Source organism: Pseudomonas sp. GW101-3H06 (assembly GCF_059424605.1).
The window spans coordinates 3,354,681-3,381,356 of record NZ_JBWKZO010000001.1 but is presented as its reverse complement, the minus strand read 5'-3'; the positions used below and the strand labels follow the sequence as shown (position 1 = coordinate 3,381,356).

The 26,676-nt window shown below is 61.6% G+C and carries 26 protein-coding genes; 23 read left to right on the top strand and 3 right to left on the bottom strand.

What is annotated here, in order from left to right:
- Nucleotides 1–3: 3 nt before the first annotated feature.
- The 18 genes from AC07ZE_RS15390 to AC07ZE_RS15305 all read left to right on the top strand — a co-directional run bounded on the left by AC07ZE_RS15390 (nt 4) and on the right by AC07ZE_RS15305 (nt 17,159).
- Entirely contained in the window at nt 4–831 is an 828-nt protein-coding gene (locus AC07ZE_RS15390) for an ABC transporter permease (RefSeq protein WP_207265565.1), read from the top strand.
- A 2-nt stretch (nt 832–833) separates the two neighbouring features.
- Nucleotides 834–2,480: an ABC transporter ATP-binding protein gene (locus tag AC07ZE_RS15385; protein WP_207265564.1), complete on the top strand. Its 1,647-nt coding sequence runs from the start codon at nt 834–836 to the stop codon at nt 2,478–2,480.
- Between the two features lie 9 nt (nt 2,481–2,489).
- Complete coding sequence (locus AC07ZE_RS15380) at nt 2,490–3,212, top strand: NAD(P)H-dependent oxidoreductase (protein WP_207265563.1); 723 nt, start codon at nt 2,490–2,492, stop codon at nt 3,210–3,212.
- Between the two features lie 319 nt (nt 3,213–3,531).
- The gene (locus AC07ZE_RS15375) at nt 3,532–4,878 is read left to right on the top strand and encodes an outer membrane beta-barrel protein (protein ID WP_207265562.1); all 1,347 of its coding nucleotides are present in this window, start codon (nt 3,532–3,534) and stop codon (nt 4,876–4,878) included.
- 97 nt (nt 4,879–4,975) lie between these two features.
- Nucleotides 4,976–6,286 (top strand): ABC transporter substrate-binding protein, encoded by a 1,311-nt coding sequence (locus AC07ZE_RS15370; RefSeq protein ID WP_207265561.1) that lies wholly within the window; start codon nt 4,976–4,978, stop codon nt 6,284–6,286.
- A gap of 25 nt (nt 6,287–6,311) precedes the next feature.
- Complete coding sequence (locus AC07ZE_RS15365; RefSeq protein WP_207265560.1) at nt 6,312–7,037, top strand: ABC transporter ATP-binding protein; 726 nt, start codon at nt 6,312–6,314, stop codon at nt 7,035–7,037.
- A 21-nt stretch (nt 7,038–7,058) separates the two neighbouring features.
- Complete coding sequence (locus tag AC07ZE_RS15360; RefSeq protein WP_207267823.1) at nt 7,059–7,751, top strand: ABC transporter ATP-binding protein; 693 nt, start codon at nt 7,059–7,061, stop codon at nt 7,749–7,751.
- Between the two features lie 2 nt (nt 7,752–7,753).
- The gene (locus AC07ZE_RS15355) at nt 7,754–8,617 is read left to right on the top strand and encodes a branched-chain amino acid ABC transporter permease (protein WP_207265559.1); all 864 of its coding nucleotides are present in this window, start codon (nt 7,754–7,756) and stop codon (nt 8,615–8,617) included.
- On the top strand, nt 8,617–9,651 hold the full coding sequence (locus tag AC07ZE_RS15350) for a branched-chain amino acid ABC transporter permease (RefSeq protein ID WP_207265558.1): 1,035 nt from the start codon (nt 8,617–8,619) through the stop codon (nt 9,649–9,651). Before AC07ZE_RS15355 ends, AC07ZE_RS15350 begins: the two co-directional genes overlap by 1 nt.
- Before the next feature lie 87 nt (nt 9,652–9,738).
- Complete coding sequence (locus tag AC07ZE_RS15345) at nt 9,739–10,668, top strand: LysR family transcriptional regulator (protein WP_095194848.1); 930 nt, start codon at nt 9,739–9,741, stop codon at nt 10,666–10,668.
- Between the two features lie 245 nt (nt 10,669–10,913).
- Entirely contained in the window at nt 10,914–11,408 is a 495-nt protein-coding gene (locus tag AC07ZE_RS15340) for a cupin domain-containing protein (protein ID WP_207265557.1), read from the top strand.
- 44 nt (nt 11,409–11,452) lie between these two features.
- Nucleotides 11,453–12,472, top strand: a complete 1,020-nt coding sequence (locus AC07ZE_RS15335) for a hydroxyquinol 1,2-dioxygenase (protein ID WP_207265556.1) — start codon at nt 11,453–11,455, stop codon at nt 12,470–12,472.
- A 91-nt stretch (nt 12,473–12,563) separates the two neighbouring features.
- The gene (locus AC07ZE_RS15330; protein WP_207265555.1) at nt 12,564–14,027 is read left to right on the top strand and encodes an aldehyde dehydrogenase family protein; all 1,464 of its coding nucleotides are present in this window, start codon (nt 12,564–12,566) and stop codon (nt 14,025–14,027) included.
- A gap of 8 nt (nt 14,028–14,035) precedes the next feature.
- On the top strand, nt 14,036–15,103 hold the full coding sequence (locus AC07ZE_RS15325) for a maleylacetate reductase (protein WP_207265554.1): 1,068 nt from the start codon (nt 14,036–14,038) through the stop codon (nt 15,101–15,103).
- Nucleotides 15,104–15,127: 24 nt separating this feature from the next.
- Nucleotides 15,128–16,000, top strand: a complete 873-nt coding sequence (locus AC07ZE_RS15320; protein ID WP_207265553.1) for a dioxygenase family protein — start codon at nt 15,128–15,130, stop codon at nt 15,998–16,000.
- Nucleotides 16,001–16,003: 3 nt separating this feature from the next.
- Nucleotides 16,004–16,312 (top strand): YciI family protein, encoded by a 309-nt coding sequence (locus AC07ZE_RS15315; protein ID WP_207265552.1) that lies wholly within the window; start codon nt 16,004–16,006, stop codon nt 16,310–16,312.
- A 2-nt stretch (nt 16,313–16,314) separates the two neighbouring features.
- Entirely contained in the window at nt 16,315–16,662 is a 348-nt protein-coding gene (locus AC07ZE_RS15310) for a Rieske (2Fe-2S) protein (RefSeq protein WP_095194854.1), read from the top strand.
- 44 nt (nt 16,663–16,706) lie between these two features.
- A complete protein-coding gene (locus tag AC07ZE_RS15305) occupies nt 16,707–17,159 on the top strand; it encodes a YMGG-like glycine zipper-containing protein (protein WP_207265551.1) in 453 nt (150 codons plus the stop codon).
- A 126-nt stretch (nt 17,160–17,285) separates the two neighbouring features.
- Here AC07ZE_RS15305 and AC07ZE_RS15300 read toward each other — a convergent pair whose 3' ends face one another.
- The 3 genes from AC07ZE_RS15300 to AC07ZE_RS15290 are packed head-to-tail and all read right to left on the bottom strand — an operon-like array spanning nt 17,286 to nt 20,953.
- Entirely contained in the window at nt 17,286–18,314 is a 1,029-nt protein-coding gene (locus tag AC07ZE_RS15300) for a DUF2955 domain-containing protein (protein WP_207265550.1), read from the bottom strand.
- Nucleotides 18,304–19,431: an HlyD family secretion protein gene (locus AC07ZE_RS15295; RefSeq protein WP_207265549.1), complete on the bottom strand. Its 1,128-nt coding sequence runs from the start codon at nt 19,429–19,431 to the stop codon at nt 18,304–18,306. The genes AC07ZE_RS15300 and AC07ZE_RS15295 overlap by 11 nt, the downstream gene beginning before the upstream one ends.
- Entirely contained in the window at nt 19,424–20,953 is a 1,530-nt protein-coding gene (locus AC07ZE_RS15290) for a TolC family protein (protein ID WP_207265548.1), read from the bottom strand. The genes AC07ZE_RS15295 and AC07ZE_RS15290 overlap by 8 nt, the downstream gene beginning before the upstream one ends.
- Before the next feature lie 357 nt (nt 20,954–21,310).
- On the opposite strand from AC07ZE_RS15290, the gene AC07ZE_RS15285 reads away from it, so the two are divergent.
- The 5 genes from AC07ZE_RS15285 (at nt 21,311) to AC07ZE_RS15265 (ending at nt 26,671) form a co-directional block, all read left to right on the top strand.
- On the top strand, nt 21,311–23,314 hold the full coding sequence (locus AC07ZE_RS15285) for an aminotransferase class I/II-fold pyridoxal phosphate-dependent enzyme (RefSeq protein WP_207265547.1): 2,004 nt from the start codon (nt 21,311–21,313) through the stop codon (nt 23,312–23,314).
- Nucleotides 23,315–23,338: 24 nt separating this feature from the next.
- Nucleotides 23,339–24,127 carry a transporter substrate-binding domain-containing protein gene (locus tag AC07ZE_RS15280; protein ID WP_207265546.1) on the top strand — a complete coding sequence of 263 codons (789 nt, stop codon included), beginning with the start codon at nt 23,339–23,341 and terminating at the stop codon, nt 24,125–24,127.
- Between the two features lie 82 nt (nt 24,128–24,209).
- Nucleotides 24,210–24,923 (top strand): ABC transporter permease, encoded by a 714-nt coding sequence (locus AC07ZE_RS15275; RefSeq protein WP_207265545.1) that lies wholly within the window; start codon nt 24,210–24,212, stop codon nt 24,921–24,923.
- Between the two features lie 18 nt (nt 24,924–24,941).
- The gene (locus AC07ZE_RS15270; RefSeq protein ID WP_207265544.1) at nt 24,942–25,640 is read left to right on the top strand and encodes an ABC transporter permease subunit; all 699 of its coding nucleotides are present in this window, start codon (nt 24,942–24,944) and stop codon (nt 25,638–25,640) included.
- Entirely contained in the window at nt 25,640–26,671 is a 1,032-nt protein-coding gene (locus AC07ZE_RS15265) for a DMT family transporter (protein WP_259331958.1), read from the top strand. The genes AC07ZE_RS15270 and AC07ZE_RS15265 overlap by 1 nt, the downstream gene beginning before the upstream one ends.
- The last annotated feature ends 5 nt before the right edge of the window (nt 26,672–26,676 follow it).

Genomic DNA, 26,676 nt, shown 5'->3' with positions numbered 1-26,676 from the left:
GCCATGAGCCTTTTAAAACAATTCCTGCGGGCGCCGCTGAGCGCCAAATTCGGGCTGCTGGTCATTGTGCTGTACATCCTGGTGGCTGTGTTCGCGCCGGTATTGGCCCCGTTCGGCGAAACCCAGGTGGTGGGCGAGGGCTTCGCGCCCTGGGGCGGACAATTTCTGCTGGGCACCGATAACCTGGGGCGCGACATGTTCAGCCGCCTGGTCTACGGCGCGCGCAACACCCTGGGCATTGCCTTCCTGACCACGGTGTTGGCATTCCTGCTTGGCGGCCTGAGCGGTTTGATCGCGGCGATCAAGGGCGGTTGGGTCGATCAGGGGCTGTCGCGGGTCGTCGATATCCTGATGGCGATACCGCAACTGATCTTCGCCTTGTTGATTCTCAGTGTGGTTGGCACCACGGCGACGTCGCTGGTGCTGGTGATCGCGCTGCTGGACGCGACCCGGGTGTTTCGCCTTTCAAGGGCGGTGGCCATGAACGTGGTGGTGCAGGACTTTGTCGAAGCGGCGCGTCTGCGCGGTGAAGGCCTGTGGTGGCTGGTGACCCGTGAGGTGCTGCCCAATGCGGCGGCACCGCTGATTGCCGAATTCGGCCTGCGTTTCTGCTTCGTGTTCCTGTTCATCAGCGCGTTGTCGTTCCTCGGCCTGGGCATTCAACCGCCCACCGCCGACTGGGGCAGCATGGTGCGCGACAACGCCGTACTGATCACCTTTGGCGACATCAGCCCGTTGCTGCCCGCGTTGGCCGTCGCGCTGATCACCGTCAGCGTCAATTTCGTCGTCGACTGGATGCTGCACAAATCCAGCGGCCTCAAGGAATGCTGAACATGACGACCTCCAAACCTTTGCTGGAAATCCGCGATCTGCACATCGAAGGTCATTACGAAGACGCCTGGCACCCGCTGATCAAGGGCATTGACCTGACCCTGCAGCGGGGCGAGGTGCTTGGGCTGATCGGCGAATCGGGGGCGGGCAAGTCGACCCTCGGCCTGTCGGCCATGGGCTATACCCGAGACGGCTGCCGGATTACCGGCGGCTCGGTGCACTTCGACGGCATCGACCTGCTCAAGGCCAAACCCGAAGCCTTGCGTCGGTTGCGCGGCTTGCGCATTGCCTACGTCGCACAAAGCGCGGCGGCTTCATTCAACCCGGCCCATCGGCTGATTGACCAACACGTGGAAACCGCGGTGAAGAACGGTGGCCTGAGTCGCGATCAGGCCATGCGCGAAGCGGTGGAGCTGTACCGGGTGCTGCGCCTGCCCAACCCCGAGCAGATCGGCCAGCGTTATCCGCATCAGGTTTCCGGCGGCCAGTTGCAGCGAGTCATGACGGCGATGGCCATGGCCTGTCACCCGGACCTGATCATCTTCGACGAACCGACCACCGCGCTGGACGTCACCACCCAGATCGAAGTGCTGGCGGCGATTCGTGATGCGGTGAAGACCTTCGGCAGTGCGGCGATCTACATCAGCCACGACCTGGCGGTGGTGGCACAGATGGCCGACCGCATCATGGTGCTGCGCCACGGCAAACTGGTCGAAGAAGCCGAAACCCGCCAGATGCTCGGCGACCCGCAGGAGGAATACACCAAGTCGCTGTGGGCAGTGCGCAGTTTCCGCACTGAGCCCAAGGCCTGCCCCCAGGAGGAAATACCGCTGCTGGAATTGCGTAAAAGCTGCGCCAGTTACGGTCACCAGCCGGTGCTGCACGACGTGTCATTGAAGCTTTACAAGGGCCAGACCCTGGCGGTGATTGGCGAGTCCGGCAGTGGCAAGAGTTCCACGGCGCGGCTGATCACCGGCCTGCTGCCTCCGACCTGTGGCGAAGTGCTGTATGACGGCCAGCCGCTGCCCGCCGACTTCCGTCAGCGCAGCAAGGAGCAATTGCGGCGGATCCAGATGATCTACCAGATCCCCGATACGGCGTTGAACCCGCGCCAGCGCATCGTCGATATCATCGGCCGGCCGCTGACCTTCTATCTGGGGCTCAAGGGCAAGGCCCTGCGTGCGCGGGTGGCCGAACTGTTGGAAATGATCGAGCTGGACCCGGCGACCTTCATGGAACGTCAGCCCCGTGAGCTGTCCGGCGGACAGAAACAACGGATCTGTATCGCCCGGGCACTGGCGGCCGACCCGCAACTGATCATTTGCGACGAAGTCACCTCGGCCCTCGATCAATTGGTGGCCGAAGGCGTACTCAAGTTGCTCAACCGCATTCAGCAACAGCTTGGTGTGGCCTATCTGTTCATCACCCACGACGTCGCCACCGTGCGGGCGATTGCCGATGAGGTGCTGGTGATGCAACGGGGCAGGGTGGTGGACCACGGCTCGCGCAGCCAGATATTCACCCCGCCGCACCAGGATTACACCGGGCTGCTGTTTTCTTCCGAACCGCAGATGGACCCGGACTGGCTCGACCGCTTGCTGGCCAGTCGCGCGGCACCGAATTCAAACCCTACGCTGGAAAACGTCTAAGGAACCACCATGAAAGTATTGATCGTGCACGCTCATCCCGAGCCGAAATCCTTCACCGCGGCGTTGCGTGACCAGGCGGTGACCACCCTCGAAGCCCAAGGCCATGAAGTGCAGGTCAGCGACCTGTACCAGATGAACTGGAACCCGGTGGCCAGTGCCGATGACTTTTCAAAGCGGGAAAATCCCGAGTACCTGGTGTATGCGCTGGAACAACGCCTGGGGGTGAAAAGCCAGTCGCTGGCGGCGGATATCCAGGGTGAGTTGGACAAGCTGCTGTGGGCTGACCTGCTGATCCTCAACTTCCCGATCTTCTGGTTCTCCACCCCGGCCATGCTCAAGGGCTGGATCGACCGGGTGCTGGTGTCGGGCATCTGCTACGGCGGCAAGCGTTTCTATGATCAGGGTGGCTTGAGCGGCAAGAAGGCGCTGGTGAGCGTAACCCTGGGTGGCCGCGAGCATATGTTTGGTGAGGATGCGATCCATGGCCCGTTGCAGGACATGCTGCGACCGATCCTGCGCGGTACGCTGGCGTATGTCGGTTTCGACGTACTCGAACCGTTTGTGGCCTGGCATGTGCCGTACATCAGCGACGAGGCGCGGCAGCAATTCCTGGTGGATTACACCCAGCGCCTGCAACACCTGAGCGACGAACAACCACTGGCATTCCCCAAGCTGGCGCAGTTCGATGAACACCTCTACCCACTGCGCCAACCTGCCACCGCGAATGCCTGATCAACCCTAACCCCCTGTGGGAGCGAGCCTGCTCGCGAAAAGGCTATCAGCTTCAACATCTATGTTGACTGACCCACCGCTTTCGCGAGCAGGCTCGCTTCCACAGGACCCCGGATTGTTCTAAATACGCAAACACTGAAGTCGCCGAGAATGGAATTGTTGGGGTAGTGGCGGGCTTGTAGCCTCCATTACGCCGAACACCGGGATTGGCCAACGATCCGGTGGAGCTCCAGCCAGGGCTCATCAAGACGTCATACCTTGCTTTCGGCCTTACGCCCCTTTTGGGGTTTGGCGCCTAATAAAAATAAGGAAGGCAGGTATGAGTATTCGTGCATGGGTTTGCGCAGCAACCCTGTTCGCCCCCATTCTGGGTGCCGACGTATTGTTTCCCCAGGTAGCTCGCGCAGCGGACGACCCGATGGGTTCGCTGGTGCGCAGTGTGTTTGGCGACAGCCTTGAGCGTGAACACGGCATCAAGATCTACGGCTGGGGCCAGGCAGGTGTGATCTACAACAACAACGGCACGGATGACGTCAGCAAACAAAGCTTCTTCAACACCGACGAAGGCGTGAACCTCAACCAGTTCGCCCTGGCCGTGGAAAAGAAACCCAACAGCAATGTGGTCGGTCGTGTCGGACCGTTTCCCGGGCCCATGCCGCAAGAAGCGGACTGGGGGTTCAACGTCACTGCGCTCTACGGCAAGGATGCGCGTTACTTCAAGACCTACGGTTGGGACGAGGACCTGGGCGTCAACCGCGACAACAAGGCTGAAGACCCCGCATTCACCATTGCCCAGGCCTTCGTCGATTTCTATTTCCCGGTGCTCGGTGGCTCGAACCTGATGATCGGGATTTTCCACACGCCGCTGGAAAATGAAATCGGCTTCGCCTTGCCGTCGCCGGCGCCGACGGACTTCTACTCGCACACCTATTCCTTCATGCACGGCCCGGCCAAGCATGCCGGCGCGCTGTACTCGTTCAAACTGCCATCGGCACCCGGCGAAAGCATGCTGGGCTTCGAACTGGGCGTGGTGCAGGGCTGGAACAACCTGCAAGACCCCAACCATGACCCGGATGTCATCGCCAACGTACGCTGGCGTTCGGCGGATTTCAGCACCTGGATCGACTGGGAAAACATCTATGGCAACGGCGCCGGCGACAGCTTCGCCGAATGCAGTTGCGGCTCGCCGATACCGGCCGGCACCAAGGATGACGACTACAAGCGACTGGCTTCTTACCTGACCCTGTCCCAGGTACTCGACCCGAACAACCGCGTGGCACTGGAGCTGAACTATGGCACGCAGGAGCAGGGCGCTTTCGCCGGTTTCGCCAATAAAGGCGATGCCACCTGGTACGGCACCGATGTGAACTGGTATCACAAACTCAGCGAAAACCTGATGTGGAACAGCCGCGCCGAGTGGTTCTACACCGATGCTCCGGTGCACGTGATGATGGCCAACATCGACCCGAACACCGGGATTCCCGACCCGACCTGGGGCAGTTTCTACGGCGTCACCACCAACCTGGCCTGGACCCCGACGCCCAATGTGCGCCTGCGTCCGGAACTGCGTTACGACATCCATTCCGGCCCCGGACGCGATGCCTACGCCGACGGGCAAAAGGACTCGCAAGTGGTTGCGTCCTTCGACGTCAGTTTCTTCTTCTAACCCGACACTTCGCTGACCCGGTGTGATGGCTCAACCCACAGGTTGCGCCCTTGTTCGCCCGGACGTTGCCGGCCCGTAGCCGTACTGGAGTACTTAAATGACAGACAACAACGATAAAAACCTGTTTGGCCGCGACGTCTCACGTCGTGATTTCCTGCGTGGCACCGGTGTCGCCGCTGGCGGGATTGCCCTGGCCAGCCTGCCGTTCAACTTCGCCGTGGGCAGCGAGCGGGTGATCAAGCTCGGCTACGTCAGCCCACAGACCGGGCCGCTGGCCCCGTTTGCGGCCGCCGACAACTACATCATCGACTCCCTCAAGCAAACCCTGAAGAACTCGATCACTGTGGCTGGCAAGGCGTACCGCCTGGAAGTCATTGTCAAGGACAGCCAGTCCAACCCCAACCGTGCGGCGGAGGTAGCGAGCGAGCTGATCCTGTCGGATCAGGTCGATCTGATGCTGGTGTCGTCCACACCGGAAACCACCAACCCGGTGTCCGACCAATGCGAAATCAACGAAGTGCCCTGCATTTCCACCGTGGCGCCCTGGCAGCCATGGTTCTTCACCCGTGGCGGCAAACCCGATCAGGGCTTTGAGTGGACCTACCACTTTTTCTGGGGCCTGGAAGATGTGATCGGCACCTACACCTCCATGTGGGGCGCCATGCAGACCGACAAAGTGATCGGCGGACTGTTCCCCAACGATGGCGACGGCAATGCCTGGGGCGATTCGAAGCTCGGGTTTCCACCGGTGCTGGCGCAAAAGGGTTTCCAACTGGTCGACCCCGGTCGTTTCCAGAGCCTGACCGATGATTTCTCCGCGCAGATCGCCGCGTTCAAAAAGGCCGAGGTCGAGATCGTCACCGGCGTGGTCATTCCGCCGGACCTCACGACGTTCTGGACCCAGGCCCGTCAGCAGGGTTTCAAGCCCAAAGCGGTGTCGGTGGGCAAGGCGTTGCTGTTTCCCACGGCGGTCGAAGCGCTGGGCAAGGCCGGCAACAACCTGTCGACCGAAATCTGGTGGAGCCCCACACACCCGTTCAGTTCGTCGCTGACCGGCGCCAGCGCCGGGCAACTCGCCCAGGGCTTCACCCAGGCCACCGGCAAACAGTGGACGCAACCCTTGGGGTTCGTGCACGCCCTGTTCGAACTGGCGGTGGACATCCTCCAGCGCACCGACGAAATCGGCAACGCGCAGGCCGTGCGCGATGCTTTGCTCAAGACCCATCTCAACACCGTCGTCGGGCCGATCAACTGGAACGAGGGACCTGTGAAGAACGTCGCCAAGACGCCGCTGGTCAGTGGTCAATGGCGCCTGGGCAATGACAACAGATACGACCTGATCGTGACCAGCAATGCCACCGCGCCGGCGATCCCGTTGGGCGGCGAAATGCAGGCCATTACGTATTGATCGCGTTCAAGCAAGCAGGTGCTCCATGCAACAGCCACTTCTACTACTGAACGATGTGCATAAAAGCTACGGCTCGGTGAAAGTCACCGATGCCATGAGCCTGAGCCTGCAACCCGGCGAGGCCCTGGGCATCATCGGCCCCAACGGCGCGGGCAAAAGCACGCTGTTCAACCTGATCGCCGGTGGCGTGGCGGCGGACAGCGGCAGCATCCATTTCGAGGGGCGCAACGTCACCCGCGAGCCGGTGTTCAAGCGCTGCCAGCAAGGCATCGGCCGTTCCCATCAGATCCCGCATCCGTTCGTGAAAATGACCGTGTTCGAGAATCTGCTGGTGGGCGCCACTTTCGGCGCGCGGTTGCGCGACAAGGAGGCCAGCCAATGGTGCGCGCAGACCCTGGAACTGACGGGGCTGATGCGCAAGGCCAACGTGTTGGCCGGCTCGCTGACGCTGCTCGACCGCAAGCGACTGGAAATGGCCCGTGCCTTGTCGACCCGGCCACGCTTGCTGTTGCTCGATGAAATCGCCGGTGGCCTGACCGAGCCGGAATGCCTGGCCCTGGTGGAAACCATCCAGGGCATCCACAAGGCCGGCGTCGCCATCATCTGGATCGAGCACATCGTGCACGCCTTGCTGGCGGTGGTCAGCCGCCTGACGGTCATCAACTTCGGCGCCAAACTGGCCGAAGGCGAGCCGCGCAGCGTCATGGCCGACCCACGGGTCCAGGACATTTACATGGGCATCGGGAACTGAGACATGACGACCCAGACAAACCTGCTGTCCATCGACAGACTCTGCGCCGGCTATGGCGACTTTCAAGCACTGTTCGACATCAGCCTCACGCTGGATGAGGGCGAAACCGTGGCGATCATCGGCTCCAACGGTGCCGGCAAATCGACGTTCCTGCGCTCGCTGGCGGGGCAGATCAAAAACCAGCCGAATGCCATCCACTTCAGAGGCCAGCCCATCGGCGACCTGGCGGCCAACCAGGTGATAGCGCGCGGCATCGCTCTGGTGCCGGAAGGTCGAAAGCTTTTTCCATCGCTGAGCGTCGAGGAAAACCTGCAGATCGGCGCCTACAGCAAACGCCCGGGCCCCTGGACGCTGGCCCGTATCTATCAATTGTTTCCGGTTCTGGAAAAGCTGCGTAAACGCCCCGGCACCGCGCTATCCGGCGGCCAGCAGCAGATGGTTGCGATTGGCCGGGGCCTGATGGCCAACCCGCACTTGCTGCTGTGCGACGAGATCAGCCTGGGGCTGGCACCGACCACGATCAAGGACATCTACGCCGCGCTGCCCTCGATCAAGGCCGACGGCACCACGGTGATTCTCGTCGAACAGGACATTAATCAGGCGCTGAGTGTCTGCGACCGTTTCTATTGCTTGCAGGAAGGGCGCGTGTCCCTGACCGGCCGGCCCGGGGACGTCGACAAGGCGCAAATCAAAGCCGCGTACTTTGGGGTTTAGTGATGGAATGGCTCAATACGCTTCTGCAGGGCATGTTGCTCGGTGGTCTCTACGCCATGTTCGCGGTAGGGCTGTCGCTGATGTTCGGCATCATGCGCCTGGTCAATATCGCCCATGGCGATTTCATCGTACTGGCGTCGTACCTGGCGCTGATGGTGGTCAACCAGCTGGGTTTCAGTCCGCTGGCCAGCCTGGTGATCGTCGTGCCGGTGATGTTCTGTTTCGGCTACCTGCTGCAGCGCGGCCTGCTCAACCGGACACTCGGCCAGGACATTCTGCCGCCGCTGCTGGTGACCTTCGGTCTGTCGATCATCGTGCAAAACGTGTTGCTGGAGTTTTTCAGCGCCGACAGCCAGAAGCTGTCCCAGGGCGATCTGGAAGTCGCGAGCGTCGGCTTGGGCAGCCTCAGCGTGGGGATCATGCCGCTGATGGTGTTCGGCAGTGCATTGCTGATCATCGGCGGCCTGCAATTGCTGTTCTATAAAACCGAGTTGGGCCGTGCGTTCCGCGCCACTTCCGATGACCAGCAGACTGCACGGCTGATGGGTGTCAACAACGCACATATTTTCGGCCTGGCCATGGCGCTGGCGATGGCGGTGGTGTCGATCGCCGGGGTGTTCCTGGCGATTCGCACCAGTTTCGATCCCACCGTAGGGCCGGCGCGTCTGTTGTACGGCTTTGAAGCCGTGATCATCGGCGGCCTGGGCAGCCTGTGGGGCACCCTGGCGGGCGGGGTGATTCTGGGCATCGCCCAGGCGCTGGGCGCAAAAATCGATCCCGGCTGGCAGATCCTCGCCGGTCACCTTGTGTTTCTGCTGATCCTGGTCGTGCGCCCGCGTGGCCTGTTTCCCCGGAGTGTCGACTGATGAATGCCTTGAATAGTCCTGCGCTGACTTACCGCGTACAACGCACAACCACCAGCAGCCGGGTCGGCCTGTCATTGCTCGGGCTGTGCGTGCTGGTGCTGATCAGTGCACCGTTCTGGGCTGATCGCGCCAGTCTGCGGCTGGTGGTGGAGTTCGCCTATTACCTGGCCCTGGCGCAAATGTGGAACCTGTTGGCGGGTTACGCCGGCATGGTTTCAGTCGGGCAGCAGGCGTTTGTCGGCCTGGGTGGCTATCTGTTGTTCATGCTGTCGACGCAACTGGGGGTGCCACCCTTGTTCGCGGTGCTGCTTTCGGGTGTGGTGGTCGCACTGTTGGCGATTCCCACCGCGTTGATCGTGTTCCGGCTGCGCGGCGCTTACTTTGCGATCGGCACCTGGGTGGTGGCCGAAGTCTTCCGCCTGGGGCTGGCACAGATGAGCAGTCTGGGCGGCGGCTCCGGGCAAAGTCTGCCGGCGGCGATCGTACGGCAGATCGGCAATGACCGTGACGGGCGCGAGATGCTGATCTACTTCACCGCACTGGCCATCGCCATCGGCGCGGTGGCGGTGGTGTTCTTCCTGCTGCGTTCGCGCCAGGGCCTGGCCCTGGCGTCGATCCGCGATTCCGAGCCGGCCTCCGGCAGCCTGGGGGTCAATACCTTCCGCACCAAGCTGATGGTGTACGTGTTGGCGGCCGGTTGCACCGGGGTGGTCGGGGCGCTGATCTTCCTGCAAAAGCTGAGGATATCCCCGGATGCGGCGTTCAACCTGCAGGACTGGACGGCGGTGGTGATTTTCATCGTCATCATCGGCGGTATCGGCACCCTGGAGGGGCCTTTGATCGGCACGTTGATCTATTTTGCGTTGCGTGGATGCCTGGCCCAATACGGCGCCGTGTACATGATCATTCTGGGTGTGGTCGCGGTAGTGATGATGCTCAAGGCGCCGCAAGGGGTGTGGGGGCTGATCAGTGAACGGCTGGGCTGGCAGGTTTTTCCCATGCAGCGGCGGTTGTCGGTGCAACCCCGGGCATGACTTGCCGTCCGGTATCTGGAGTGCGAGGTGCCGACAGGCTAACCTCGCTGTTCCTATAAGAACAAAAACATCCAGAGAACCTGCCCCATGGATCGTTTACTCAGTGTCGAAGCCTTTGTGCGAGTGGCCGAAACCGGCAACTTCGCCAGGGCCGCCCAGCAACTGGGCGTGACCCGCTCGGTGATCACCCACCGCATCCAGCAACTGGAACAGTTCATCAATGCGCCGTTGTTCCATCGCAGCACACGCCACGTGCGGCTCTCGGAAGTAGGGGAAACATACTACCGGGAGTGCGCCGACATGGTCGCGAGTTTCAACTCGTTGACCGAACACATGCGCGAGTTGCGCGCCAAACCCACCGGAAAACTGCGGGTGCAGATGCTGCCGGGGTTTGCCATCGGTCACTTCGGCAGGATGCTGGCCGAGTTCACGCGGCTGTATCCGGACATCGAGGTGGACGTCATCGTCAACGACCGGGTGGTCGACCCGATCGAAGAAGGCTTCGATGTGGCGTTCCAGATGTTCCCGCCCATGGCGGAAACCCTCATCGAACGCAAACTGTTCAGTGTTCGCCGATTGTTCTGCATGTCCCCCGACTATGCCGAAGAATTCGGCATGCCCACGCACCCCCAGCAATTGCTGCAACACAAGATTGCCCTGTATGAGGGCTACCCGTCGCGCAACCGCTGGATCTTCAGCGGGGAGGATGAGCAAGTGGAACTGAGCCTGCCAGGTCAGGTGCGTTCGAACTCCGTGCATCTGCTGCGTGATTACGCATCAACCGGGGTGTGTATCGTCTGTTTGCCGACCCTGGTGGCCAGCGACGATCTGCAAAGCGGACGCCTGATTCCAGTGCTGCCGGAGTACGCCTTGTCCTCCTTCAATTTCTCCGCGGTGTACCCCGCGACCCAGCGCCGAGCCCTGAAAGTACGGACGTTGATCGACTTCCTGGTGGAAAACTTCGGCGACGAACCCTGCTGGGACAAGCCTTTGCTGGAGCGTGGCTGGGTGCGCTGAGTCATACACCAGACCTGTGGGAGCGAGCCTGCTCGCGAATGCGGTTTTACATCCGGCAGGGATGTTGGCTGACTCTCCGTCTTCGTCGGAACGCCGCCCGGAGCCGGCTCGCTCCCACCAGGATTGCAGTGCCCCCACTGTTTGCGTTTCGCGAACACTGTTGTCGCCGACTGCCTGATTGTTCCAGCAAGGGGGGCGACGTACTGTTGGCTCACTGTTACTACAACAACAAAACGGTGAAAACCATGAGTAGCGCGGCAATCGAAACAGTCTTCGGCTCGCTGTCCAATTACAGCAAAGGGTCGCTTGAAATCATCAGTGGCCAGGCCAGTCATTACGCCTTTTCGAATATCTTCGAAGTGGCAGACAAATCGCTTCCTTACGAAAAGGTCGTGGTCGGCCTGAATCTGGGCTACGTCGTCGAAACCCTGCGCGCCGAAGGCCAATCGCCCTGGTACACGGCAGCACACGACGAATTCGCCATCGTCATGGACGGTGAAGTACGGGTGGATTTCCTCAAGCTCGATGCGCCCTTGAAAGACGGCGAGGGCACGCGACTGGCCGGTGAGGTTCCCGCCGGCAAACCCATGGGTTACGTGCTGCTCAAGCGCGGCCATCAGTGCCTGTTGCCAGTGGGAACCGCCTATCGCTTCGAAGCCAGCCGTCCGGGCGTGATCCTGCAGCAAACCATCAAAGGACCGTTGTCGGTCGAGAAGTGGGCAGACATCTGCTTCAAGTGATCAGCCCAGCCACCCCCGCCAACAAAAACAAGAGGAATCCCGACATGGCCATGCTTGAAACCGCTGCCGACACCGCACTGTTTGCCGACGATGACGTCCAGATCAGCCCGCCCCATCCCGTGACCGGCTATTGCACCTTCCAGTTGGGCGCCTTCGAACTGTCGCGCGACGAATATTTTGCCCGTATCACCTGGCCCGCCAAAGGACAGACCCGTTCGCACCTGATTCCGGTGGATGCCTTCCTCCGCGCCCTGATGCGGGATGTGGCCTGGGGCTTTTTCTACGGTTGGGTCAACTTCGATCATGTTATCGGCACGCGCAATTACTACGGAAAAGTCGACCTGTATGCCGGCACCTTCAACGGCACGCTCAAGGCCGCCGGGGTCAACTACACCGAGAACTTCGAAACACCGCTGATCATGGCGACCTTCAAGGCGATCCTGCGCGACTGGACCAATGCCACCTTCGACCCCTTCGCCGCACCGGAAGAAACCGGCAGCGCCTTCGGTCGCAAGAATGGCAACAACATCGAGGCCATCGAACGCTTCCGCATCGCCACCAAACGCATGCCGGGCCTGAAAGACGACTCGCCACTGCGCAACGACCTGCCGGTCAATCGCCAGTTCATCGATGTTTCCCAGGAGGAACCCGAAGTGCACGCCGCTGAAGGTTTCGAAGGCGAGCTGCATGCCTTCAGCCTGTTCAAGTACCTGTCGCGCTCCGACGTGACCTGGAACCCGTCTGTAACCTCCGTGTGCAAAGCCAGCCTGTTCTGCCCGACCACCGAAGAGTTCATCCTGCCGGTGTTCCATGGCAATGACCGGGTCGAGTGGTTCTTGCAGCTGTCCGACGAGATCATCTGGGATGTCGGCGACAAGGAAGACGGTAACCCGCGTGCCCGCATCACCATGCGTGCCGGCGACATTTGCGCCATGCCCGCCGACATTCGCCACCAGGGCTATTCCACCAAGCGCTCGATGCTGATGGTCTGGGAAAACGCCACGCCGAACCTGCCACAGCGCTACGAAAGCGGCGAACTGAAGCCGTATCCGATCGAGTTCTGAGAACGGTGTCCGGCCCGGCAGCTGTCGGGCTTGGCGATCAAGAATCAAGTCATCAGACACTGCGCCCAAGGCGCGGTGCGAGGAAATCATTATGCAAAATCAGCTCTATATCGATGGCCGATTCGTGGATGCGGTCGCCGGTGGCACCATCGACGTCGTCTCGCCCCATGACGGCTCGCTGATCACCCGCATTGCCGCCGCCGAAGCCGCTGACATCGATCTCGCCGTGGCCGCCGCCAAGCATGCGTTCCCGGCCTGGTCGGCCCTGGGCGCCGCCGAACGCGGGCGGCTGTTGCTCAAACTGGCGGACAGGATCGAAGAATGCGGTGAAGAGCTGGCGCAGCTCGAATCCCTCAACACCGGGCATCCGATTCGTGATTCCCGTGGCCTCGACGTGCCGCGCACCGCCGCCTGTTTCCGCTATTTCGGCGGGATGGCCGACAAGATTGAAGGTTCGGTGATTCCGGTCGAAGCCGGCTTCCTCAATTATGTGCAGCGCAAGCCGATTGGTGTGGTGGGGCAGATCGTGCCCTGGAACTTTCCGTTGATGTTCACCAGTTGGAAAATGGGCCCGGCGCTCGCAGCAGGCAACACCATCGTCATCAAGCCGTCGGAAATCACCCCGCTGACGACTTTGCGCATCGTCGAACTGATGACGGAAGTCGGTTTCCCCAAAGGCGTGGTCAACGTGGTGCCGGGTTACGGTCATACCGCGGGCCAGGCACTGGCCGAACACCTGGATGTGGGCAAGATTGCCTTTACCGGGTCCACGGCGACGGGGCGGCGGATTGTTGAAGCGTCGAAAAGCAATCTCAAGCGCATTCAACTGGAGCTGGGCGGCAAGGGCGCCAATATTGTGTTTGAAGACGCCAATCTGGAAGCGGCGGTCAACGGCGCGGCCTGGGCGATCTTCCACAATCAGGGGCAGGCCTGCATCGCCGGTTCGCGTTTGATTCTGCACAAAGACATCGCCGACCCGTTCCTTGAGCGTTTCATCGCCCTGGCCAAATCTATTCGCCTCGGCAATCCGATGGACCCAGAAACCGAAATGGGGCCGCTGACCTCGGCGCTGCATCGTGACCGCGTGATGTCTTACGTCGATATCGCCATTGAACAAGGCGGCAAGATTCTGGCGGGCGGCAAGGCACCGGACGACAAGGCGCTGGCCAACGGTTTTTATATCGAGCCCACCGTTGTCGAGGCCAAGCCCGGTGATCGAGTCTGTCAGGAAGAAGTCTTCGGCCCCTTCGTCACCGTGGTGCGTTTCAGCACCGACGAAGAAGCCTTGGCCATCGCCAACGGCACCGAGTACGGATTGGGCAGTGGCCTGTGGACGCAGAACCTGGCCCGGGCGCACAAAATGGCCGACGCGATTCACGCCGGCATGTGCTGGATCAACTGCTACAAACGCGTCAGTCCAGGCAGCCCGTTCGGCGGTGTCGGGCAATCGGGCTATGGCCGTGAAATGGGCTTCGAAGCGATCCACGACTACACCGAGGCCCGCTCGGTCTGGGTCAACGTCGACGCCAAAATCGCTCCACACTTCAAGCGCTGAGGCCTGCCATGAATGCTTTCATCTACCAAAGCCTGCCGACCCGCGTGGTGTTCGGCTGGGGCAAGCTCTCGGCGTTGGCTGAAGAGATCGAACGGCTGGGTGCCCGGCGTGCGCTGATCCTCACCACGCCCGAGCAGCACGGGCTCGGTGAACAGGTCACGGCTTTGCTCGGCGATCGTGCGGCAGGTGTTTATTCGAAGGCGGTGATGCACGTTCCGCTGGAAGTGGCGCAAGCGGCGCGGGTCGAAGCGGCACGTCTGGATGCCGATTGCTGCGTGGCCATCGGCGGTGGATCGACCATCGGCCTGGGCAAGGCGATTGCCATGGATTCAGGACTGCCGATCGTAGCCGTGCCGACGACTTACGCCGGCTCGGAGATGACGCCGATCTACGGGTTGACCGAAAACCGCCTCAAGAAAACCGGACGTGACCCCAGGGTTTTGCCGAAAACCGTGATCTATGACCCGCAATTGACGCTGACATTGCCAGCGCAGATTTCGGCCTGCTCGGGCATCAACGCCATGGCCCACGCCGTTGAAGCGCTGTACGCCCAGGACGCCAACCCGATCATCGGCTTCATGGCTGAAGAATCGATACGCTCGCTGGCGCAGGCGTTGCCGGGCGTGGTCAATGATCCGAATGATCCGCAGGCGCGCAGCCAGGCGTTGTACGGCGCCTGGCTGGCAGGCATCTGCCTTGGTTCAGTCGGCATGGCGTTGCACCACAAGCTGTGCCACACCCTGGGCGGAACCTTCAATCTGCCCCACGCACAAGCGCACGCCATCGTCTTGCCCCATGCCGCCCATTACAACCGTGAAGCGGCGGCAGGACCGTTGCAGCGTGCGGCGCGTGCCCTGGGTGGCAGCGAGGCGAGCGAGGTGGGTGGCTTGCTGTACGCGCTGAACCGCAAGCTGGGTATTCCATTGGCGCTGGCGGACATCGGCCTGCCTGAAAACGGACCGGCCGAAGCCGCGCAAATCGCCTGCGCCAGCCCTTACTACAATCCCCGGCCGTTTGAACAACGCCCGATTGAAGCGTTGCTGAGCCGCGCCTTGAAAGGCCTGGCGCCGGCCTGATCTCATCCCGTCGGAATAATAACAATGACCGATCAAGACAAAATCATCGAATCACTGATCTCTGAAAAAGCGCTGAACAGCTTCAAAAATGCGCCCAACCCGCGTTACAGACAGATCATGCAAAGCCTGGTGCGCCACCTGCACGGGTTTGTCAGTGAGGTCGAACTGACCGAGCAGGAATGGTTTGAAGGCATCCGCTTTCTCACCGAAACCGGCCACAAATGCGATGGCCGTGTGCGTCAGGAATTCATTCTGCTGTCCGATACCCTCGGTGTTTCGATGCTGGTCGACGCGATCAACCACCGGCACAGTGCCAATGCCACCGACACTACGGTGTTCGGGCCGTTCTACATCGAAGGCATGCCTGAGCGTGAATTCGGCGAGAACATGGCGTTCACCCCCGGTGAAACGGCGCTGGTGCGCGGTCGCGTGGTCGATACCCGAGGCAATCCCCTGGCCGGCGCGGTGCTGGATGTCTGGCAGACCGCCGAAAATGGTATGTATTCGGGCCAGGACACCGAACAGCCGTTCGGTAACCTGCGCGGTCGCTATCGCACCAATGCCGACGGCTATTTCGCCATTCGTACGATTGTCCCTGTGTGCTACCCGATTCCTACCGATGGCCCGGTCGGTCGCATGCTTGATGCGGCCAATCGCCATCCGTGGCGGCCCGCGCACCTGCACTTCATGATCGATGTACCGGGGTATCGCAAATTGGTGACCCACTTGTTCAATCACGATGATCCGTACCTGGAGTCCGATGCCGTGTTCGGCGTGAAACAGTCGTTACAGGTGATTTATGAGGACCGGGTCACCCATGATGACGTGTCCGAACAACTGGATATTCCATTGCCGTTCAAACGGGCGTGTTACGAATTCGTCATGGAAACAGAGTGAAGCATGGGCCAGTTTTTTGCGGTATATGCCACCGATCATCCGGATTCCCAGGCGTTGCGTCAGCGCTTGCGACCCAGTCATCAAGCCCATTTGCGCGCCGGGAAGCATCGTGTCGTGGTGCGTCTGGGCGGTCCGACCCTGGATGAAGCCGGGACCGCGATGAATGGCACATTGCTGGTGGTCGAGGCGGGCAGCCTGCCGGAGGTGGAAGCGTTCATCCAGGACGACCCCTATGTACAGGCCGGACTGTTTGCCAATATCCAGATTCGTCCCTGGCATTGGAGCCTGGGCAATCCTGAAATGCGTGCCTGATCATGACCACTATCACGTTGTGCCAGCGCGAAGACATCGCTGACGGTGGCGCCCTGGGCCTGCCCGAACACCGGCAACTGCATCCGGCGGGACTGATCGCCGTGAGGCAAGGCGAGCACGTGTGGGTCTACATCAACCGATGCCCGCACTTTTCGGTGCCGCTGGACTATCGCCCGCAGGCGTTCTGCACCTATCGCGGCAAGGTCCTGATGTGCGCGCATCACAGTGCGATGTTCCGTTTCCAGGACGGACACTGCATCGACGGGCCGTGTAAAGGCGCGCAGTTGGAGGCGGTACCTGTGCGTTGGGTCGGAAATAGTCTGGTCATGGAGGTGGATGAAGCGGGGTGATCTACAATCTCTTGAGGGTGAACCACGCCCATCCGGAGGTCACCATGAAACTGTCACCCCTCAGCCTGTGCGTCGCATTGGCGGTTTTCAGTGCCCAGGGATGGGCCGAAACCGTGGTGCCGCTCAAAGGCCAGAACTCGCAACAGACTCAACTGGACATCAACGAATGCCACAGCATCGCCGCCAGTCAGGCTTCGTCGACGTCAACCACGGCGTCCGGCGGTCGGCTCAAGGGTGCCGCCGTGGGTGCGGCGGCCGGGGCGGCGGGGGCGCAAGTGCGTGGCCGTCAGCATGATGAGTTCTATGATCGCGTCGATGACGATACCAAGCAGGATTATCGGCAGAATCGCGCCAAAGAGACTGCCGCCGCCGGTGCCGTGGTCGGCGGTTCACGCCAGCGCCAGGAACGCCGCGCCCAGGAAAAACCCGCGGCCGCGACCACCTCGACGGCCTATACCAGTTGTTTGCAGGGCAAGGGTTATCAGGTCAATCCCTGAGCCTGTACCTGCCAGGGCTAATCCTGTGGGAGCGAGCCTGCTCGCGAAAGCGCTGGGTCAGTCAACATTGATGCTGAAGCTGATGACCTCTTCGCGAGCAGGCTCGATCCCACAAGGAGTGCGGCATCAGGCCCTGATCATGGTTTTTTGCCGTTGATCGAGCAGATGCACCATCAAACAGGCATACAGCGTCACGGCGATGAACAGCCCCATGCGCACCGCGAACGCGGTGTAGACGTCCTTGCCCGCTGCGCTGTCCTGCACCGATTGGCCCAACAGGATGAGCAGGGTGATCAGGCTGTTGAGCCAGAATCCGGGGCTGAATCGGCCCGGACTCAGTCCGTAGAGCTTGCGGGCCAGTAGCAGCGTGAACAGCAACATCCACCAAAAGAACATCCACAGGTGCACGAACAGGCTGAGCGCACACCAGAACAGAATGGCCAGCAAGCCGCCAAGCAGGGTTGAACCGACCAGTTCGCGTCCGGCGTTGCGCGCGGAGGTCGTCGAGCTCTGTTGCCCCAGATTGACCGCCTTGAGGACGATGGGCAGATAACTGGCCGGGTCGATCAGCGCCAGCAGGAAAGCCGGTATCACAATCAACGTCGCGCGCAGGGCCACACGGTGGACTTCGCTGGCCGGCAATGCGCCCGCGGCGGGTGGGGCCGGTACATTATCCGGTTCGGGGAACAGCCAGTGGCTCAGCATTCCGACCAGCACCGCCAACAGTAAACCTGCGACCAATGCCGAGATCACCGTGAGTGCCAAGTCGAAGTCGGCAATCCCCGCCGAGGAAATCATGGTCAGGCCAATCACCAGGAACGTGACAATCAGGTTGTTGCCGCCTCGCAAGCCAAAGCGAAACACCCCAAACAGGCAAAGTCCGATCAACAGCACACCACTGAAGGCGAAATAACGCAGCACCGGTATCAGCAGCAAGCCGATACCGGTGGTCAGTACTGCCACCAATCCAAGCACTACGGCCGCCTTCAAAGACAACGGACGGTTGATCGACACCAGCAAGAGTGCGCACAAGACCGGTGCCAAAAAGGGAATCGGCAGTGCCAGGCCGTAACTCGCCGCCAGGCACAAGGCCGTGCCGCCGGCCAGGCGCAAGGCGCGCTGCGTCCTTGGCGAGCGTTGATGCTTAATAGACATACGACAGCCAACTCATCAGCCACAGAAACCCGTGACCCAGCGGGTTTAGCAGATTGCCTTCGTCGGGGAACGCCATGACCTCGGCCTGGCCACCGGCACGGATGGCGCGGTTGTCTTTGAGCATGCTCAGTGACTCGGGGGAAAACTCGATAATCACCGGAAATCGCTGCGCCGGGCGCAGCCAGTCACGGCTGTTCTGCACCGTCGGCAGACTGCCGGGGGCGGGCGGCTGGCCTACGCTGACCCCATAACCGACGCTGCGCACGCGGCCCTCGAACACTTCGCCGGGCAGCGCATCGAGCACGATCGACACCGGTGAGTCGGGCTGGACCAAGGCAAGGTTGTTTTCGGTCATGTCGGCACTGATCCATACATCGTGGATCGCGATCAGGGTCATCACCGGGTTGCCCGCCGCGGCGAACTGGCCGACGTCGGTGCGCAAGTCGGTGATCAGCCCGGCCGAGCGAGCACGAACCTGAGTGTTGGCAAGATCCAGTTCGGCTTTCGACAGGGCGGTGGCGGCGCTGCGCAGCAGGGCGTTGTCTTCCTCGCTGCCGCCCTCCTGCTCACGGGCGCGCTGCACTTCGGCGCGTGCCGCGGCGACCTTGCTGACGGCGGCTTCGTGGTTGGCGCGGGAGACTTCCAGCAGACGTACGGAGATGGTGCCGGGGTCTTCGCGGTACAGGCCTTCCAGGCGTTGATTGTCCTGGCGTGCCTTGAGTTCATTGGCTTGTGCCGCCCGCAGGTTGGCCTGCGCCGAGGCGATGCCGGCGGTGCTGGCGCCGATCTGCCGGCGGGTGGATTCAAGGTCTGCCCGCGCCCGGTCGACCGAGATCTGATACGGCTGCGGGTCGATTTCGAAGATCACGTCCCCGGCCTTGACGTCCTGGTTGTTGCGCACATGCACGCGGATTACCCGGCCCGCGACTTCCGCCGCCACCGGAATCACGAACGCACCGACCCGTGCCTGTTGCGTGTAGGGCGTGAAACGGTCAGCCAACAGATACCAGGCCAGGCTTACGACGATCAGCAGCAGTACCCATTTGATGCCTTTTTTCGTCGGATCGGCGGCCGCTGGCTGCGGAGCATCGGAGGAGGGAGGCGCGGCGTCAGTCATGGTGGGTTACCGGGTTGGGAAAGGAGGCAGCGGGCTGAGGCTCGGACAGCAAGTCGCCCCAATCGGTGCGTTGTTCCATTTGCCGGCGCGTGGCCGGATCGACTTTGGCCTGGGCGCTGTACCAGCCACCGCCCAAGGCCTTGTACAGAGCAATCACATTACTCACCGCATCACCCCGACTGACCAGATAGCTGTCCTGGGTATCGAGCAGGGCGCGCTGGGCGTCCAGTACCCGCTGAAAGTCCGAATAGCCCTCGCGATAAAGCGCGTTGGCCAGCTCCAGCGAACGTTTCGCCGCGCCTTCGGCCTCACGCAGGATGCGTTCGCGCTTCAACGCCTGGGTCAGGCCATTGGCGGCATCGTCCGCCTCGCGCGCGGCCTGGCGCACTTTGTCGCGATAAGCCTCGATCAACTGTTGCAAGCGCGCGTCCTGCACCCGCACGTTATTGCTGATGCGGCCGTAATCGAACACATTCCAGCGCAAGCTCGGGCCGCCGATCAGATCCAGGCTGCGGGAACTGCCGCTCAAGGTATCGGTGGACCAGACAATGCTGCCGAGCAGGCTCAGCGATGGGTAGAAATCGGTTTCGGCGACGCCTACCAGCGACGACTGCGCGGCGACATTCAATTCGGCAGCGCGCACGTCGGGACGGCGCAGCAGCAGCTGGGCCGGCACATCCTGCAGCACAGCGCGGTCCACCAGCGGGATCAGTCCGTTGTTCTCGACCACCAGCGGCAGTGCTCCCGGCGGCTGACCGATCAGCACCGCCAGGGCATTGCGCAAGCGCACCAGTTGATCCTGCAGCACGGGGATGCTGCTCAGGGTACCGAGGTATTGGGTCTTGGCTTGTTGCAGGTCGAGTTCGGCGGTCTGGCCGCTCTTGAACAGCTTTTCGGTGATCTCGTAATTGCGTTGCTGCTGGCGGGCGTTTTCCTCGGCCACCCGCAGACGGGCCTGGGTGGTGCGCAGGGAAAAGTAGCTGTCGGCCACCTGCGCACGAAGCAAGACCAAGGCGTCGTCATAGTTGGCTTCGGCGGCGAAATAGCTGGCATCGGACGCCTCGATGGCGCGGCTGAAACGACCCCAGAAATCCAGCTCCCAGCCCACATCGAAACCGGCGCTGTGCTGCCAGAAACGACTGTCTACCGGATTGCGCCCGCCGGATTGATCACGGTGGACATATACACTGTCGGCACTGATCTGCTGCAGTTGCGGGTAGCGGCCGCTTTCGGCGATGCCCAATTGCGCGCGGGCCTCCATCACCCGCAGGCCGACAATCCTTAGGCTGGAATTGTTCGCGTCGGCTTCAGCGATCAACTGGTTCAGGGTTGGATCGGCAAAAATCTCCCACCACTGGCGAATGTCCGGTTGCAACGCCCGCTGGCTGGCGTGGTCGAGGTTCGGCGTATTCCAGTGATCGACCCAGGGCTCGCCGGGCGACTGGAAGTCCGGCCCCAAGCGTACGCATCCGCCAAGGGCAAGCACGGCAAACAGCAGCAATGGGCTGGCGGATGGAGGCATTGCGCGGTTCCGACCGAGGAATATCACAGCAGCATAGACGCCAGAAGGGTGGGTGGTAGGCAATCCCTCGCTCCCGCAGGGGATTTATGTTGCTGATGAAATGGGTGTCCCACCACCGCCTCTTGTGGGAGCGAGCTCGCGAAAGCGGTGGGTCAGTCAGCATGAATGTTGGATGTTATGGCCTCTTCGCGCGCAGGCTCGCTCCCGCAGACTGTCGTAAAAACGACCTGTTTACGCTGAACACGAACCCCGATCAGTTTTCTGTTGAACGACTGTTCAGCTTGGACTATGTTCGTTCCACCTTCTCTCCCGGCTGGTTGCGGGCTTGCGTTTCTTCATTTTGAACGAGGCACTGGCATGCGGTTTTCACCCTTTGTTGAGCGGATCTCGGGGCAAGGCGTTGCCGCCTGGGACATCCACAATGCCGCGTTTGAAGCACGGCGCGGTGGGGAAGATGTGATCATTCTCAGTGTCGGCGATCCGGACTTCCCTACGCCCGACTTCATCACCGAAGCCGCCATCCAGGCCCTGCGCGAAGGCGACACTCACTACACGGAAATCGCCGGTCGCCCAACCTTGCGCGAAGCCCTCGCCACGCGCTACCGCAAACTGTTCGGCCGCGAGTTGCAAGCGGCCAACGTGATCGCGGTGGCGGGGGCACAGAACGCGTTGTTCGTCACCTCGATGTGCCTGCTCAGCGCCGGCGACGAAGTGATTGCCCTGGATCCGATGTATGTGACGTACGAGGCCACGCTCAAGGCCTCCGGCGCGACGCTGGTGCGGGTGCCGTGCTCGGCGGACGATGATTTCCGCCTCGATGCGGCGGTGCTGGCCAAAGCCATCACGCCGCGGACCCGGGCGATTTTCCTGTCCAACCCGAACAACCCGACCGGGGTCATGCTCAACCGCGAAGAACTGCAAGCCATCGCTGATCTGGCCATCGCCCATGACCTGTGGGTGGTGGTCGACGAAGTTTATGAAAGCCTGGCGTTCGGGCGCGACCACCTGAGCATGGCGGCCTTGCCGGGCATGGCCGAGCGTTGCGTGGTGATTGCCAGCCTGTCGAAATCCCACGCCATGACCGGTTGGCGAATCGGCTGGATCGTCGCCCATCCGGCGCTGATCGCCCATGCCGAAACCCTGGTGTTGAGCATGCTCTACGGCTTGCCGGGGTTCGCCATGGAAGCGGCACTCAAGGCCGTGCAGGCCCACGACGAAGTCACCCACGGCATGCGTGACATCTATCGGCGGCGTCGCGATCTGCTGGTAGCCGGGTTGTCGGAGTGTCCGGGTATCAGCGTGCTCAAGCCCGACGCCGGCATGTTCGTGCTGGTGGACGTGCGTGCCACCGGCCTGAGTTCGCTGGAGTTCGCCTGGCGGCTGTTGCGCGAGGCGCGGGTGTCGGTGCTGGATGCCGCGGCCTTCGGTGAACCGGCGCAGGGTTTCGTGCGGCTGTCGTTCACTCTCGGTGAAGAACGGCTGGCCGAGGCCTGCCAGCGAATCCGCGATTTCGTCCTGGTGCTCAAGGGCGAAGCACCACGGCCCGTGATCAGTCGCGTGACGTCCTCGGCAGAGGCCGAACCGGTCGCCGCCCGGACCATGATCGAAGTCGAGCGCCTGCACAAACGCTTCGGCAATATTGAAGTGCTCAAGGGCGTGTCCCTGACGGCCCGCGAAGGCGAGGTGATCTCGCTGATCGGTGCCAGCGGTTCGGGCAAGAGCACCTTGCTGCGCTGCATCAACATGCTCGAAGTGCCGGACCAGGGACGCATTCTGGTGGACGGCGAAAGCATTCACCTGAACCACTCGCGCCCCGGTGCTCCGCTGGTTTCTGACGCAAAACAGTTGGTACGTATACGTTCCAGCCTGGGCATGGTGTTCCAGAACTTCAACCTCTGGCCCCATCGAACAGTGCTGGAAAACCTGATCGAAGCACCAACCCAGGTCCTGCGCGAAAGCAAGGCGGAGGCCACTGAACGGGCCGAAGCCTTGCTCGAGCGCGTGGGGCTGGCGGCCAAGCGCAACGAGTACCCGGCGTTTCTCTCCGGGGGACAGCAACAACGGGTGGCCATCGCCCGGGCTCTGGCCATGCGGCCCAAGGTCATGCTGTTCGATGAACCCACCTCGGCACTCGACCCGGAGCTGGTCGGGGAAGTGCTGCGGGTGATCCGCTCTCTCGCCGAAGAAGGCCGGACCATGATCCTGGTGACCCATGAGATGGCCTTCGCACGCGATGTCTCTTCCAAAGTCGCCTTTTTGCATCAGGGGCTGATCGAGGAAACCGGTTCGCCGGACGAAGTGTTCGTACACCCACGCAGCGAGCGTTGCCGGCAATTCGTCAACGCTCATCAGACTCGCTAAAAACAACAAAAGACGGGGAACACCATGGGAAATCGACGTTTGGCAAACTGGTTGACTGGCGCCGCCTGCGTAATGCTGGCCGGCATGAGCGCTGCTCACGCACAACCGATCAGGTTCGCGGTGGCGGCCGAACCCTATCCGCCGTACACCGAGAAACAGGCCAACGGTGAATGGAAGGGCTTTGAGGTCGACCTGATCCACAAGCTGTGCAGCGAAATGAAAGCCGAATGCGAGATCAAGGAAGTGGCGTGGGACGGGATCATTCCGTCGTTGTTGGCCAAGAAGATCGACGTGATTTTCTCATCGATGTCGGTGACCGAAGAGCGGGAAAAACAGATCGCGTTCAGCAAGGCTTACTACGACTCGGTGGTGGCGATTGTCGGGCCCAGGGACGCGGTCGTGAAAAAATTCCCGGACGACCTCAAGGGCAAGACCATCGGCGTGCAGAACTCGACGGTGAGCGCCAGCTACCTGAAGACCTACTACGAAAAAATTGCCGATGTTAAGTATTACGACACCCAGGACTCGGTGAACGCCGACCTGATTGCCGGCCGCATCGACCTGATGATGGCAGACGGCACGGCCATGGCGGCCTTCGTCAAGACCCCGGACGCCAGCAAAAGCAACCTGGACTACCTCGGCACCGTGCCGTACGACCCGATCTTCGGCAAGGGCGTGGGCGCCGGCCTGCGCAAGGACGACACCGAACTCAAGGCCAAGCTCGACAAGGCCATCCAGGAACTGCTGGCGAGCAAGGACTACGACGACCTGTCCCAGAGCTACTTCGGTACCAGCGTGAAACCGACGTTCTGATGACCTGGGCGCCGAGTCCCCCTTGTGGAAGCAAGCCTGCTCGCTCCCACAAGGTTCGGTGGTGCTCTGACTGGAGACTGAAATGCCAGCTATGTTCGATTTGATCGGTTTCAGCGAACAAGGGTGGGGAGGGGCGCTGCTCAAGGGGCTCTGGATGACCCTGCAGATATCGGCCGGGGCCTTTGTGCTCGGGTTGGCCATCGGGCTGGTGGTGGCCTGTCTGAAGCTGGGCGCGCCGAAACCGATTGCTGCGCTGGCCCGCGGCTACACCACCTTGTTTCGCGCGGTGCCGGAGTTGCTGCTGATCCTGCTGTTGTATTACGTCGGTTCCATGTTGCTCAACGCGCTGATGACCTCGCTTGGTCATGGCGTGGTGAATGTCAGCGGTCCGCTGGCGGCCATCGTGGTACTGGGGCTGGTGCAGGGCGCCTACGCCTCGGAAATTTTCCGCGCGGCGATCCAGGCGATTCCTTTTGGTCAGATCGAAGCGGCGAAGGCATTCGGTCTGCACGGCTTTGGTCTGTTCCGTCGCGTCACGCTGCCGATCATGGCGCCCTATGCGATGGCAGGAATGGCCAATCTGTGGATCAACCTGATCAAGGACAGTGCGCTGATCAGCGTGGTCGGCACCAACGAGCTGCTGTACACCGCCAAGCAAGGCGCAGGTTCGACGCGTCACTACCTGTTGTTCTACCTCACGGCCGCCGCCCTGTATTACGCGGTGACGCTGGTGTCCAACTATCTGTCGGGACGGTTGGAGCGACGCATTCGTCGCTGGATGCCTCTTGTTGACTAAACCGGCTGAGAGATTGAAATGATTCCTGCGTGGACCATTGAATACGGGGCACTGTTGCTCCGAGGGCTGCAAACGACCATCACCATTCTGTTGGTTTCCAGCGTGTTCGGTTACGCACTGGCCGTGCTGGTGGCACTGGCGCGAATCTCGAAAAACAGGCTGATCGCCAAGCTCAGCCTGTTCTACACCAGCGTGACGCGCGGTACGCCGTTGCTGATCCAGATCTACATCTTCTACTACGGGATCGGCAGCCTGTTCGCGCAGTTTCCGCTGATCCGCAGCAGTTTTCTCTGGCCCTATCTGCGTGATGGTTATTGGTACATCGTCTTTGCCCTGGTGGTGTCGATGGGGGCCTATGTCGGCGAAGTGATTCGCGGCGGCCTGCTGGCGGTGCCCAAAGGCGAAATGGAAGCGGCTTCAGCCTTTGGCATGACCCCGCGCCAGGCCCTGTGGCGGGTGCGTTTACCCAGGGCGCTGCGCTTGCTGTTGCCGACCCTGGCCGGGGAAACGGTGATGTTGCTTAAATCCACGGCACTGGCCTCGACCATCGCGGTGATCGACTTGCTGGGCGCGGCCAACGTTGTCCGCGCCCAAACGCTGCAAGTCTATGAACCGTTGCTGCTGGTGGCCGGTGTCTACGTTTGCCTGACGTTCTTGATTGAGGGCCTGTTTGCCTTTGCCGAACGGCGCGGAACGCCGGTACGCAGGTCTGCATGATGAACACGCCCGTGGTCGACCGTTCGTTGCAAGGCATTGGCCTGTGTACGCTGGGCTATGCTTTTCTGTCCTTGCAGGACGCCGGCATCAAGTGGCTGGTGGCCGATTATTCGGTGGTCACCATTCTGTTCTGGCGCGCCCTCGTGGTGGCCGTTGCCTGCCTGCTGGTGGGGCGCCTGCAACTGGTGCAGCGCGCCTGGCGCTCGCCCAGTCGGCGTTTGCTGGTGGGGCGCGGTCTGCTGTCGATTGCGGCCTGGCTGTTGTATTACACGGCAGCGCGGGACCTGACCCTGGCGGAGATGACCACCCTGTATTTCTCCGCGCCGATCATGGTCACGGTATTGGCAACGGCGATTCTCAAGGAACGCGTCACGGGTTGGCAGTGGTTTGCCCTGATCATCGGTTTCATCGGGGTGGTGATAGCTTGTCGCCCCAACAACATGACCGATCCGTTGCCGATCGTCCTGACGCTGCTGGCAGCGATGTGTTGGGCGTTCACGTATATCCAGTTGCGCCAGGTCGATGACCAGACGTCGGTGCTGGAACAAATGCTGATCACCAATGTGGTGTTCGTCATCTGCATGGCCGTGGCGTTGCCCTGGACCCATACCCCGACACCGACGCCCGCCTGGTTGGGCATGCTCGGCGCGGGGCTGATGGGCGGGATCGGCCAGTTTCTGCTATTCGCCAGTTTCCAGCGCGCCACCGCGACCGTGCTGGCGCCGTTCGAGTACACCGGGCTGATCTGGGCGTTCCTGTTGTCGAGCCTGATCTGGGGGACGTTGATGGATGTGTCGCTGATGATCGGTGCCGGGCTGATCGCGGTCAGCGGCACCCTGGCGATGATCTTCGGCCGGCACCCGTCACAGGACGTCGTCGGTGCCGAATGCTCGGTGTCGCAGTCCCTGTATCCGGCGGAGGCCGATGGAGTGGCGAGGGGATTTAGCGAAACGTCCGCATTTACGACTGCTTCGCAGCCGAACGGGGTGGTGCGGCATTCCGATGAATCCCCTCGCCACAGACAGTCATGAGGGGA